The organism is Pedobacter sp. GR22-10 (assembly GCF_026239715.1).
Taxonomy (GTDB): domain Bacteria; phylum Bacteroidota; class Bacteroidia; order Sphingobacteriales; family Sphingobacteriaceae; genus Pedobacter.
This window is the reverse complement of sequence record NZ_JAPIVR010000001.1, coordinates 1,518,407-1,531,872: the sequence shown is the minus strand read 5'-3', so window position 1 is coordinate 1,531,872 and position 13,466 is coordinate 1,518,407. Positions and strand designations below refer to the sequence as shown.

General features: G+C 37.1%; 12 protein-coding genes. 7 read left to right on the top strand and 5 right to left on the bottom strand.

The genetic code is table 11. The annotated features are described in order from the left end of the window. Positions 1-106 precede the first annotated feature (106 nt). Both OQX64_RS06625 and OQX64_RS06620 read left to right on the top strand, forming a co-directional pair. Positions 107-715 carry a SatD family protein gene (locus OQX64_RS06625; protein WP_265818126.1) on the top strand — a complete coding sequence of 203 codons (609 nt, stop codon included), beginning with the start codon at positions 107-109 and terminating at the stop codon, positions 713-715. Then, on the top strand, positions 715-1,437 hold the full coding sequence (locus tag OQX64_RS06620; RefSeq protein WP_265818125.1) for a DUF3307 domain-containing protein: 723 nt from the start codon (positions 715-717) through the stop codon (positions 1,435-1,437). The genes OQX64_RS06625 and OQX64_RS06620 overlap by 1 nt, the downstream gene beginning before the upstream one ends. Here OQX64_RS06620 and OQX64_RS06615 read toward each other — a convergent pair. Next, positions 1,434-2,396 carry an alpha/beta hydrolase gene (locus tag OQX64_RS06615; RefSeq protein ID WP_265818124.1) on the bottom strand — a complete coding sequence of 321 codons (963 nt, stop codon included), beginning with the start codon at positions 2,394-2,396 and terminating at the stop codon, positions 1,434-1,436. The genes OQX64_RS06620 and OQX64_RS06615 overlap by 4 nt on opposite strands. 125 nt (positions 2,397-2,521) lie before the next feature. Between OQX64_RS06615 and OQX64_RS06610 the strand changes: the two genes are divergently transcribed. Beyond that, positions 2,522-3,568, top strand: coding sequence for a metallophosphoesterase (locus tag OQX64_RS06610; protein ID WP_265818123.1), 1,047 nt, complete (start codon positions 2,522-2,524; stop codon positions 3,566-3,568). On the opposite strand, the gene OQX64_RS06605 is transcribed toward OQX64_RS06610, so the two are convergent. Then, entirely contained in the window at positions 3,561-4,685 is a 1,125-nt protein-coding gene (locus tag OQX64_RS06605) for a sensor histidine kinase (protein ID WP_265818122.1), read from the bottom strand. The genes OQX64_RS06610 and OQX64_RS06605 overlap by 8 nt on opposite strands. 203 nt (positions 4,686-4,888) lie before the next feature. On the opposite strand from OQX64_RS06605, the gene OQX64_RS06600 reads away from it, so the two are divergent. Continuing rightward, complete coding sequence (locus OQX64_RS06600; RefSeq protein ID WP_088301408.1) at positions 4,889-6,361, top strand: glycoside hydrolase family 130 protein; 1,473 nt, start codon at positions 4,889-4,891, stop codon at positions 6,359-6,361. Positions 6,362-6,427: 66 nt separating this feature from the next. Here OQX64_RS06600 and OQX64_RS06595 read toward each other — a convergent pair whose 3' ends face one another. Then, the gene (locus OQX64_RS06595) at positions 6,428-8,719 is read right to left on the bottom strand and encodes a glycosyltransferase (RefSeq protein WP_265818121.1); all 2,292 of its coding nucleotides are present in this window, start codon (positions 8,717-8,719) and stop codon (positions 6,428-6,430) included. Positions 8,720-8,851: 132 nt separating this feature from the next. Between OQX64_RS06595 and OQX64_RS06590 the strand changes: the two genes are divergently transcribed. Then, a complete protein-coding gene (locus OQX64_RS06590; protein WP_265818120.1) occupies positions 8,852-9,622 on the top strand; it encodes a Ku protein in 771 nt (256 codons plus the stop codon). Positions 9,623-10,503: 881 nt separating this feature from the next. On the opposite strand, the gene OQX64_RS22435 is transcribed toward OQX64_RS06590, so the two are convergent. Together OQX64_RS22435 and OQX64_RS06585 are read right to left on the bottom strand one after the other, a co-directional pair. Further along, complete coding sequence (locus tag OQX64_RS22435) at positions 10,504-10,689, bottom strand: hypothetical protein (RefSeq protein WP_323670584.1); 186 nt, start codon at positions 10,687-10,689, stop codon at positions 10,504-10,506. Positions 10,690-10,817: 128 nt separating this feature from the next. After that, positions 10,818-11,000: a hypothetical protein gene (locus tag OQX64_RS06585; protein WP_088301404.1), complete on the bottom strand. Its 183-nt coding sequence runs from the start codon at positions 10,998-11,000 to the stop codon at positions 10,818-10,820. A 579-nt stretch (positions 11,001-11,579) separates the two neighbouring features. Here OQX64_RS06585 and OQX64_RS06580 point away from each other — a divergent pair. Continuing rightward, on the top strand, positions 11,580-12,479 hold the full coding sequence (locus tag OQX64_RS06580) for an MBL fold metallo-hydrolase (protein WP_265818119.1): 900 nt from the start codon (positions 11,580-11,582) through the stop codon (positions 12,477-12,479). A gap of 100 nt (positions 12,480-12,579) precedes the next feature. Then, complete coding sequence (locus OQX64_RS06575) at positions 12,580-13,455, top strand: AraC family transcriptional regulator (RefSeq protein ID WP_265818118.1); 876 nt, start codon at positions 12,580-12,582, stop codon at positions 13,453-13,455. The last annotated feature ends 11 nt before the right edge of the window (positions 13,456-13,466 follow it).

Here is a 13,466-nt window from a genome sequence, read left to right as displayed (position 1 = left end):
AATTGTCCGATAAAATGAAATATCGGGTAATTAGCCGATAAAATGAAATATCGGGTAATTACCCGATAATTTTGTTAAATTGAATAATTTCAAATATCTTAGTATTATGATTTGCATTATAACGGGTGATATTGTAGGTTCCAGAAAAGTGAAGGATAGTTGGTTGTCAAACTTAAAAAGCGCACTGAAAGTGATTGCAGGACAATATAAATGGGAGATTTACCGGGGAGATAGCTTTCAGATAGAAGTTGAACCTGAAAATGCAATCAAAGCAGCAGCTTATTTAAAAGCCTGCATCAGGATTAATAAACCAGCTGATGTTAGAATGGGCATAGGAATTGGTGAGGTTAAAATTAAACGTAAAAAGCTTTCTGAATCAAATGGGGATGTATTTGTGAATTCAGGAATTGCTTTTGATAGCTTAAAACAGGCAAAAGTCAATTTGGCTATCAAAACTGATTTTCCAGGATTTGATGAAGATATTAATATCATGATTAGGCTTGCCTTAATTGCGATGGATAGCTGGGGAATTGTTGCTGCAGAGATGGTAAAACTTGCATTGGAACATGAAAATCTATTGCAAAGTGAGTTGGCTACACTTTCAGGTAGAACACAATCATCTGTTAGTGAGGCTTTAAAGCGTGCGCATTATGCTGAGTTAATGGATATGGATAAACTGTATCGTAAAAAATTGAATCAAATATTTGCTAACTGATGGACATCTATCTAATTAAGCTCATCCTTGTACATTTAATAGGCGATTTCTTTTTGCAACCAAATTCTTGGGTGAAGGATAAGGCGACTAAAAAACTAAAATCAGGAAAACTATATATACATGTAGCAGTACATATAGCATTGATTTTTTTCGTCTTTTTGAGTTTTAGTATATGGAAGATAGCACTTTCAATAGGATTATTACATTTGTTTATTGATGGAGCGAAAGGTCTTTTCCAGACTCGAAAAAATGCCCGCGCACTATTTTTTATTGATCAGATATTTCATTTTTCATCCATTATTTTAGTCTGGCATCTTTTTTTCAAAGGACACCTGGATGTGAGTTATCTTCATGATATTAGGTTCTGGATTTTAATTTCCTGTGCTTTGTTTTTAACTATGCCCACTTCCATTATTATGAAAGTAATTATTGCAAAATGGTTACCCGAAAGTGATGATGAAAGCCCTAAATCGTTGCAAAATGCCGGAAAGTATATCGGAATTTTAGAACGGTTATTAATTTTTATCTTTATTACAACCAATCATTTTGAAGCAGTAGGATTTTTACTTGCAGCAAAATCCATCTTTCGTTTTGGTGATTTAAAAGAGGCGCATGATTTAAAGTTAACAGAATATGTTTTAATCGGAACCTTATTAAGTTTTGGTATAGCCATTATTGTTGCACTCACCATAAACACCTGGATAGGCCGGCTTCTGCTTTAATTCAAGGGTTTAAACTGTTTGTCTAAAAAGTTAATCATGAGGGTATGAACTTGTTCAAACCAAGGGTTAAATAGCCAAAAAGGATGGGGTGTATCAGGCAATGTATGAACTTCTGAATAGATTCCGAATGGTTTTATTTTGGCAATTAAATCGTCTCTTCCGGCATGAAATCGTGGTAAAGAACTATTTATAAATAACATGGGGACTGTTTGTTTACCGGCATGATAAAGTGCAGAAGCATTGTGCCATAATTCAGGGGCTTGTTTTAAATCAGCACCAAGCCATATCGCAGCAACAGATTTCCGGTTTGGATCTGTACTGACTTCAGCAGACTCAGGGTGGTCAAAAGCCAATACGCCATCTACATCTATTACAGCCTGAACATTACTAGAGTGTTTATTAATTTTTTCCTTTTCAAATTGAGGATCATTATTTGTAGTGCCAATTAAAGCTGCCAGCTGCCCGCCGGCCGAAAATCCAGTTATGGCAATTTTGTTGGTATCGATATTAAACTTTGAAGCATTCGCTTTTATCCATCGAATGGTGTTTTTCAAATCATACACAGCGGCAGGAAACTGTGCATGTGTAGATAACCTGTAATCGGCAGTAATAGAAACATAACCACCTTGGGCGATTTTCTGTGCCAATGGAATGTTTTGGCTGCGATGACCTGATCGCCAGCCTCCGCCAAAAACAAATAATACCGCCGGTAATGGTTTACGGTTGTGTTTTGGATAAATAACATCAAGAGATAAATCACCTGTTGGATATTTAGCGTATACCATGTTACTTTTGATTTTGAAATCACCTTTAACCAATGGTTGTGCTATACTGATGTATGGCCGCTTTTTATGCTCCTTAAGGTAGGTAGTATATACACTAAAGGAGGTATCTGGCAGGATTTTTTGAGCCTGAGTGCTGGTATAAAAAAATAATAGAAAAATGACAAGGCGTTTCATTCAGGTAAATATATAGAATAGTTAGTCGGGGTTTGATCTTATATTTGATTAATTTTAAACCTTCATGCATAACACGATTAATGCGAAAATTTTTACAGCACTTATTTGGGGATTGGGTAATTCGAATGTCAAACAAATTTGGTTCAAGACCTGATCTTCACCGTATTCATGAAGCTTTAAGTAAGCTTTTTAACACTATAAGTAAGGAGCCCGGAAAACGTGGACTGGTGTTTGAAATTTCGGAAAAAGATAAATTTATTATTTTTTCGGATCAGCATAAGGGTGCGCGTGATGATGCCGACGACTTTACGCTGGCGGAAAAAAACTATCTGCAGGCACTTGAATACTACAATGCCAGTTTTTTCCATTACATCAACCTGGGAGATAGTGAAGAACTTTGGGAGAATTTGCTGGAATCTGTAATTCAGCATCATAAGCAAACCTTTGAAAGAGAAAAATTATTTATTCATCGCAATGCTTTCACAAAGGTTTTTGGAAATCATGACCTCTACTGGGACAATGATCCGTTGGCCGGTTTTAACCTGAATCGCATTTACGGTAAAAAGATTCCGATTTATGAAGGCGTAATTTTAAAGGTAAAGTTACAGCATAAAGTGCTGAATATCTTTCTCACCCATGGTCATCAGGGTGATTTGCAAAGCGATGGGAATTGGTTTAGTAAATGGTTTGTCAGCACTATATGGGCACCACTGCAATCATTCTTAAAAATTAATCCCAATACACCGGCTTATGATAACCAGCTAAAAACCATGCACAACAGCATGATGTATAGCTGGCAGGCAGAACAAAAAGATACGGCACTAATTACTGGCCACACACACCAGCCTGTATTTGCATCGCTTACTCACCTGGAAAGAGTTTATTTAAAACTTAAAAATGCAACTATTGCGCATGATCAACCTGTAATGGATAAATTAAATGAAGAACTAAAAAAAAGAGTAAAAAAAGGAGATGAGGTACCTGAATTTAAAGCATACAAGCCTGGTTATTTCAATAGCGGCTGTTGCTGTTTCAGCGATGGTGATATTACAGGTATCGAAATTGAAAATGGTATGATCCGGTTAATTAAATGGTCTTTTCAAAAATCAGGTGATCCGGAAAGAGTTTTACTGGAAGAAATGAAGCTGGCTGATTTACTGGATGCTATTTAAGGGGCAGTTCTATAAAAAAAGTTGTTCCTTTATCTTTGCCCTCACTTGTTGCCCAGATGCGGCCTTTATGCATATCCACAAACATCCTTGCGGTAATTAATCCCAAACCATTAACATTTTCATGTTGGGTTGGCGCAGAACTTAATCGGGAAAATTTCATAAATAAGCTTTCCAGATCCGATTCATTCAGACCTACGCCATGATCTTTTATGGCAATGGTTACCCTGTTTTCTGCCATTTGATGAGAAATCCGGATTTCGCTATCTGCATAAGAGAATTTAACCGCATTATGAAGCAATTGGAAAAATAGCTCCTGCAGTTTAATCTGATCACCAAAAATTTCTACCGGTGTATCAATATTGATGGTAAATGCCTGGTTTTTATTTTTAGAAATAACATTCAGATCTTTTACGGTTTTAGATAACAATTCGCGGAGATTTATTTTATTTTTCTGCGGTTTGAAAGACCCGGTCTCCCTTCTGGCTGAACTTAGTATCTGGTTTAGATTGTCAACCATCCTTTTAGATTGACTGTTGATTTTTTCTGCGATAGTTATAGTTCTTTCATCTGCACCAGGCATTCTGCTTACCAATTCAGATTGAAGGGATATGGTGGTCATCGGATTTTTCAGGTCGTGGATAAGCACATGCAGGCGATCATCCTGCGCCCTCAGCGTTTTTCTGAAGGCCATCCGCGTTTCCAGTTTTTCTGATATCATCACGGCCAGCCTGTTTAACATGTTCAGTTGGTTTTGAGTAGCAGTTTGAAAATGCTGGCCATGTACAATGATGGCACCCAGATTTTGTCCTTCTGCAGATTTAATCACTGCTCCGGCAAAAAATTGGAATAAAAAAGATTGATCATTGGCATGTACAAATTCCGATGCATTGCCGGTAACCACATCTTCATCCGTTGTTTTAATCAGGTTAAAAAGATATGGATTGATTTCTGGCGCTGCATGCTTACCAATTAAAGCTTTTATGAAAGTACCGTGCTTGTCAAAAAATCCGATAGCGGCATCAGTTACTTCAAAAATCTCAGCGGCCAGTTTTGCAAAGTTGTTAAAGCTTTCTTCAGCAGGTGTATTTAAGATCTCATATTCATATAATTTTTGCATATGCAATTCTTCATTAAAACATATATTTTGATCTGAAACCTGATGTAAATGCATTTAAAGGTATGATTAAAGTGGGTAATGGATTAAAGGTAAAGATTCTCATTAAAAGGATAAATAATATAAACAATTAAGTTGTAACTTTAGTTACTATAGCTAATGTCATCGTAAGATGAACATTTTAATTATCAAAACATTATTCAAAAATGAGATTATATATAGAACGTAAGCCCGTTAAGGTTAATCCAGATACGAAACGTGTAATTGCCCGTTTTTTTTTTAACGGAGAAGAAAGAGCACTGGAAGTGATCAGAAAAGTTTTGGAGTTTTCTGATGATAAAGTATTTTCACTCATCTCTCCGATTTTACAGGAGTATTCTAAAAGACACCGTAACATTACGAAAATTTTAAACCGGCATTGTAAAAAGCTGAAAAAGCAATTTGCTGTACTTGGAACGGATATAGAAGACCTTGATCCATATACCAGATTACTTATTGGTGCGTATTTTACGCATGAATATTCTATTGAATCGGCGGCGTTTTTTAATCCAAGTATTGTTGACGATCCCGATCAGACTGATCTTGTAGAAGGAGAGAAAAGGGTGATCATCAGTTTCAGGGCAGTAGGTGAAGGACACATTTCATCTATCGTTTTCCGTCGGGCATTGATTGATAAGAATAATAATATACAGGTTTTGCCGGTAGGCAATTATGTGGATGAGGCAGAGGTAGTGAAGAATGCAATTTATGTAAAGAAATTGTTCTTTAAGAAAGCTGCCTATGCACAGATTGATCCATCTGTTATTGAAGAAATAGAAGCAAAACTGGATGATCGTTTTGAATACACCAGTTTGAGTAATATTATTAAAGATTCAAAAAGCCTGCATAATGAAAATCCCTCACGCCTGGTAGAATATGATAAAGTGCTTTGGTTATCAGATACTTATCATACCATTTCTTTTTCTAAAGATACCGATATATCAGACCGGGTAATTTTTCCAATTTCGGAGTTCGAACGCAAGGGGATTGAAGATGCACGCTTTGTAAAATTTGTTAAAGATGACGGGAAGGTATTATATTATGCCACCTACACTGCTTTTGATGGTTCGCTTATTATACCAAAGTTGGTGCAAACAGAAGATTTCTATGAGTTTAAAGTAATCCCTTTATATGGAGATGGTGCCCAAAATAAAAACCTTGCTCTTTTTCCCCGCAAAATAAATGGAAAATACGTGATGATGAGCAGAATTGATGGATGGAACAATTACCTGATGTTTTCTGATAAGGTAAATGTTTGGGAAAATCCTATTTTGCTGAAACAACCGCGTTACGACTGGGAATTGGTACAGATTGGTAATTGTGGCTCACCAATAGAAACTGAAAAGGGATGGTTGGTAATTACACATGGGGTTGGTCCAATGAGACGGTACTGTATTGGAGTGGTATTGCTGGATCTGGAAGATCCGAGCAAAGAAATCGGGCATTTAAAAGAGCCGCTGATTATTCCAAACAATGATGAACGTGAAGGTTATGTGCCAAATGTAGTGTATTCCTGTGGTTCGATTATAAGCAATGGCGAACTGATAATTCCTTATGGATTATCTGATTACAGTTCGTCTTTTGCCACTGTAAACTTGGAATTGTTGCTAAACAAATTGCTTGAAAACGGGAAGGGATAAATAGGATAAGATACTTTTCTATTATGAAACAAGAAGGGCTGATTCATTTGAATCAGCCCTTCTTTATTATTTTGAATTTTGATGTTTTACAAATTCTTCTTCCTCTTCAAATAGCGAGGGGGAAAGCGTTTCATATTCAGCCTCTGCCGCTTTCAAAACAGTAAGATGAGAAACAAAATAGGCTAATGTACTTTCAGCACCCTGATTTCTGTTTACACTATTAAACTGTAAGCCATCCGCACAGCCATGTGTTTCAAAATCATATAAAGGAATGTGCATACTGTTTTTGCCTAAAAACCACTCATAACTGGTATACATTAAACTCAGGTATTTACTGTCTTTGGTAATTTCATAAGTTTTACCGTAAAGCAGTACCATTGCCATGGTTTCAATGGCTTGCTGGTCATAAATTGGATTTTTTCCATGCTTCCTCATCCAGCCCGCATTTCCAACAGGGTTTAAATAACCATTTTCAAAAGAAAAACTATTCAGGAAATTAATGCTTTCCATCGCTATCTGGTAAGATTCATTGTCGCCAGTTGCTTCATAGTGATGTAATAATGCCAAAGGTAAAATCGCATTATCGTAAGTCAGTATATCTTCAAACCAATGCCAGTCTCCATCTTTATTGGCTTGATAAGATAGCTTCAAACTTTCTGCCAGCTGGTTTCCCTCATTTATAATCGGTTTATCGCCGGGATGCGCAAGTAAATAATAGGAAATTCCGATGAGTGTATTTGCCATCCCACGCAAATGCTTTAAGCCCTTAAAATGAGGTACTGCATTAAAGAAAAGTTCCCTTCCAAACTCACGGTATGAATTATTAGGCGCAACACCAATTAAATAACCTAAAGACCATATTGTTCTGCCGAAAGCATCTTCAGAACCAATTTCGTCCAGATAATTGCGGTTAAAACTTAAGAAATTTCTAAAGTTTCCATCTTCTGTATGCATGTATTGAATAAAGCTCAGGTAAACAGGCATCAACTTTAATGCTGCCTGATTTTTATTTTGCTCATAAGCCATTAAAGCCATAATTAAGGCTCTGGCATTATCATCAATGCAATAACCTTCTTTCAGATTCGGAATGCCAAAACGTGCATGTTGAATAATTCCGGTATCATCTGTAAGCAAGCTAATATGACTCAAGTTGAGTGCCGGCATGCTTTCCACATCTATAATAGGAGGGGTTACCCTTTCAGGTTTTTCTCCGTCTGCTATGGCTTGCTGTAAAGTAGAAAGATATACATTGCCTATTGCTGGCCATCTTAGTTTTAAGCCATATTGATAAGCATTTGATTTAAGCTCTTGATGTTTAGCTTCATCTGATAGCAATTCATTTACAATGTTGGCCAGGGCCTTATCGTTTTTAAAATCAAATAATTTGCCCCGGTTATCTGCCAGTAATTCTTCTGCATGCCAATATGGTGTAGAGACAACAGCAGCACCTGCACCAACAGCATATGATAATGTACCACTTGTAATTTGTGCTTCATTTAAATAAGGCGTTATATATAAATAACAAGCCGTTAAATATTGGTGAAGTTCATTTTCAGATACAAACTTATTGACGAAGGCAATATTATTTTCTACGCCTAAATCTTTAGCCAGTGCTTTTAAACTATCACGATATTCTTCACCGTTATGTCTAACAACTCCGGGATGTGTATTGCCCAGAATCACATATAAAACATCCGGATGTTGCGAAACAATGCTTGGTAAGGCTTTAATCACTGTTTCCAGGCCTTTATTGCGGCTAATTAGCCCGAATGTAAACAGTACTTTTCTGTTTTTAAACAATTCGCTTCGCGAAATTTCATTGTTCGCAATAGGTTCCAGGTTAGGAACACCATGTTCTATTAATTTGATAGAGGTTGAAGGAATTTGGTAAATGCTGGTTAAAAATAACACCGCTTTTTTACTCATTACCACAATTTTTGACGATTTTAATGCAATTTCCTTAATGATGGTCTGTTGCATAAAATTTGGTTCCTTTAATACCGTATGCAAAATGGTAATAAAAGGTTTTTTGAGCTTATTAATGAGCGAAAGCAAAAAAACGCCGCTATTGCCACCATAAATTCCAAACTCATGTTCAATGATACAAGTATCTACATCACTATCATTAATAAAATTAGCAGCTTCAATATAATCCTGCTGATTCTGTTGCCTGATGATGAATTTTACTTCTGAAGGATAAGCATGTTCATTAAGATCATCAGATTCGTTCATCGCAATAACAAAACTTTTATCTGCCTGGTAAGATGGATTGATACTTAACGCATTGATTAAATTGTAATTGAACGTAGCTAGACCGCATTCGCGAGGAGGATAAGTTGAAATATATGCGATTTTCATATTAATATATAAGTTAATGTCCTATTATAACGCACGGATAGCTAAAATGGTTTTGGTTCGGCATCATTTATGAAATTTTGAAACAAACAATATCAATTAAGGGCTTGTTAGTCTGGATAAATAAATGACATAATGAGATCAATTTGGAAAGGCGCAATAGGATTTGGTTTGGTTAATATACCCGTTAAATTATTCTCGGGTGTACAAACTACCCATTTGGATTTGGATATGCTTGATGAACGTGACCATGAAAAAATCCGTTATCAGCGTGTAAATGATAAAACGCACAAAGAGGTACCGTATGAAAAGATTGTAAAGGGGTATTTTCTTAAGGATAAATATATTATTCTGGAAAAACATGATTTTGAAGAAGCTGCGCCTGAAAAAACCAAAATTATCGAACTGGAGAACTTTGTTGATATTAAAGACATTAATCCCATTTACTATGAAACCTCTTATTATACCGAACCAGAAAAACAGGGTAAAAAGGCCTATGCATTATTACTGAAAGCACTCCAGAAATCAGGAAAAGCAGGTGTAGCCAGGTTTGTATTAAGAAATACCGAAAATCTTTGTGTTATACATCCAATGGAGAATGTTATTATTATCACGAAGATCAGGTTTGAACAGGAAATCAGGAGCTTAGATGAGATCAATAAGGCAGACGATATTACCATAACCAAAAAAGAGATGGATGTTGGTTTGGCGCTGATCAAACAATACAGTTCTAAATTTGACCTGAGCTCATTTAAAGACGATTACAGCAATGAATTGCTTAAAATTATAAAAGCCAAGGCAAAAGGCAAGCGGGCAACGGTGAAAAAAATGAAGCCACAAAAGGCATCAAGTGATGATTTGTATGATCAGTTAATGCAAAGCCTCGGATCTAAAAAAGGCGCTTAACATTTATAGATGATGTGACTAGTCCTGAAAATTTGATACAGGATTAATAATTAAATAAAATTACAATTTAAATAGTAGTCAGTTCATTCCGGCTGCTATTTTTTCATTTATAAGTCCTGATTTTGATTTTACTCTGTCTGTGCATATATTTAGGTGTATTCATTAAACATGCATGGTGTGGCCTAATATTATTGTAAATATTAATGCTTTCAGAAACTATTTTTTCATCTCTGAGAGTTTGACCCCTTCTCTTATTGTAAGTAACTCTTGCTTTGGAATTCCATTACACGCTCAGCCACAGGTACTTGTGTTTGCGAAACCTATGGTGAGAATTTTATGGTAATATGGTAACTGCGCTTTGGTTTAACTAAAAAATGATTCGCTTTTAATATCAGAAAGAGATTATCTCTTCAAACCGATAGGGGTTCAAGTGATTCTTTTAATATATGATAAAGTTTCCTGGTTCCAATGCGGGGCATTTTCATGCGCACATCCATCACCAGTTTTATAATCTTTGCAGATAAATCCTGTTTCTTAATCCTTCTCTTCTTACTCCGGGAATAGACCTATCTACTAACCCCGTACAATCCACAGATAGCACTTAAGCTTTCCTTGTAGGTTTTTTGGCATTGTTCAACTGTTCGGGTGAGGAGTTTTTTCGGATTTCGATATTATATTCCTCCTCTGCAATATCGATCATCATATCGAATATAATTGCTTTTTTATCAGCTCCTGTATTCTGAGCAGCTAGAAAGGCCTTTGTTTCTCCAGAAGCTTAATTTTGGCTTCTAACTCCAGTATTTTCTGTTCGGGTATCTTAGGCATATGAGACGGGGTTTGATTCTCCCAATCAAATTTACCATATTTTCTCAACCAGCCCACTATGGTCGAGTGAGACTGGAGGTGTCGTCCTTAATAGTCAGCCGTTTAAGCCGCTTGGAGAAATCAAAGCATTTGGATACGATCACTTGTACCACTTTGCCTTCTTTTTGCACCTTTCCCTCAACCATCAACAGGCGTGAATGAAGGATTTCTTTTCTGTATGTTTCAAAGAGCTTCTCGAACATTACAAGATTTGAAAACCCGGTCTCGTCCTCGGTGGTGATAAAAGCAGACACCACCAGCTGTTCCAGGTCGCTGTCTGACGATCACCAGCCGCTACTTTCGCCATTCTTCCGTTTTCGATATTGTGAATTTACTGCGAGAATTTGACGTTGGAGAGTTTCAGCTTTTCACGGACCAAACTTAACGGATGTGCTTTCAAAGAAAATGGAGTAGAGGCGTAATACTGCATAATGTGTTCACCTTTGCTCATCAGCGGAAGCTGGATCTGTTGTTCTTTGTCCGATTCTGAGGGCTGGCCTTCAAACAGTGCCATAGGTCTGTCTTTTAGTACAGATACTTTCCAAAGCACTTGTCTGCGATCTAATCCCATCGACCTAAAACATCTGCACCGGCAGGCCTTTCCAGAGCGCTCAAAGAAACTCTTGCATCCAATAACGAATGGAGGTTGTGATCGCCAGAGCCCCGCCCTAGGTCCAATGCTTCCTCATCATCTTCCCTAATGCCTGATATTTGCCTAAAGCCCAGTCTTAGCGCACAATGTCTAAATTGGTTAATGAATTCTGAGTAGGTTTTCCATTTAACAGTTCAATGGTCAATCGTTAGCAACGATATATTCTAAACAACTTGTACCTCAAATTATCGAGTGTTGGCCAACTATCATTCAGCCTCCCAAATAGTGCTGCAACAAAGTTATATTCCCTTATGACATAAAATTCTCAATTACATGTTAATAAATAATTGTTTTCTAACCAATTCTATATCCTCCTCATTTAACGGCGGAAAAGTATCATTGAATCGCCGGTTTCAACCTTTTTCGGAAAGGCATTATGATGCAATTTTGTCTGGTTAAAACAATAACAAGATGAACATCAATATTTTAAATCCTTTCATAATGAAAACATTTAAAAATCTGTCTGCAACGTTAAGCTTGGTCGCAGGCATAACCTGTTTTTCAGTTCAGGCACAAACTGTTAAAAGCTTTAATCGTAAAGACTTGAAGCTTACCTACTATAGTGCTACCGAAGCCAATTTTGGTGTTAGCTCCGTACTTGTCAGCGGTAAAACTGATGCGATCCTGTTTGACGCACAATTTTCGGTGCCCGATGCGGAAAGGCTGACCGCTGAAATTAAAAAAAGCGGTAAGCACCTAAAAGCGATTTTTATCACTTACGGTGACCCCGATTATTATTTCGGTCTTGAAGTCATAAAAAAGAGTTATCCTGATGTGCCTGTTTATTCAACAGCGCCGATCATTGAACACATTAAAGCTACTTACAAAGAAAAGTTAACCTACTGGGGAAACTTGTATAAAGATGCCGCACCCAAAACAGCCATTATTCCAACAGTCTATACCAAGGCCGAACTGACCCTTGAAGGTAAAAAGCTGGAGATCGTTAAAGTGCCAGGTGCGCCTGACCGCAGCTTTATCTGGATTCCATCGGAAAAAGCAGTGATCGGCGGCATCAACGTATTTGGTAATGACATTCATGTTTGGACCGCCGATGATGCCACGGCTGCTAAGCGTGCCCTTTGGATAAAAGCATTGGATCAAATAGCGGGTTATAAGCCGGTAATCGTCATTCCGGGACACTTTGGCAACAAAGCGGAATTAAATTTAGCTTCGGTAAATTTCACGAAGGCTTATTTGCAAACCTATAACCAGTTATTAAAATCAAATAAAACTTCGCAATCGTTGATTACCGCACTCGAAGCAAAATACCCAAATCTGGAGAATAAAAGCGCGCTGGAACTGAGCGCAAAGGTGAGCACAGGCGAAATGGAATGGAAATAACCGCAGTGGTAAGCCTTCTTTAGCATAAATTATTTATAATGATGTGAAAAAAACATCCTGCCGGCTATCTTTGATCAAAGATTAAAAGGAATCCCGATCAATGCCGGCAACTATAAAAAAATATGAATTCAAGGAAGGCTTACCTCATGAATTTGAAATTCTGGATTTGGAAACGGTATTCCATTTTGCATCTGATACATTAACCGTACCGCACCGGACTGGTTTCTATCACATCATTTGGTTTGAAAGGGGTGAGGCTGATCATTTGATTGATTTCAATCCTGTTCATGTTTCGGCTAATACCATTTTATTTCTCAATAAAGATATTGTGCATTGCTTTGATCCTGAAGGAAACTTTGTGGGAAAGATGATCTTATTTACGGATGGTTTTTATTGCAGAAACGAACAGGATGCCAGATTTTTAAAAAGTTCAGTACTTTTTAATGCCATTCATGGCACAACCCAGATCCATATTGAGGGTAAGCTGGTTGAGGTGTTAAACGAGCTTATTGTTTTAATGAACGAAGAAGCTGAAAAAAGTAAAGACTCCAGACAATCAGAAATTATACAAAATTTTCTGCATAACTTCCTGCTGCTTGCGGAACGTGAACAGAGTCATCAACCTACCAGTGAAAGGGCTAAGGGCCCGGATTATGAACTCGTATTGTTGTTTAAGGATCTCTTGGAACATGGATTTCTGCAACGCAGATTGATTAGTGATTATGCCAGGGAAATGTTTGTAACCGAAAAACGGTTGAACCAGGCCACATCAAAAATATTAGGGAAAACGGCAAAAGCTGTTACCAACGACCGCATGGTTCTGGAAGCTAAGCGCTTGTTATCGCACACTGCTAAAAGCATTAAAGAAATTAGTTACAGCCTTGGCTTTGAAGAGCCTACGAATTTTATAAAGTATTTCCGGAAACATAATGGTCTGACACCTGTTGAATTCAGGGAGAAATATGCAATTAAATAAGCAAAAAGGAC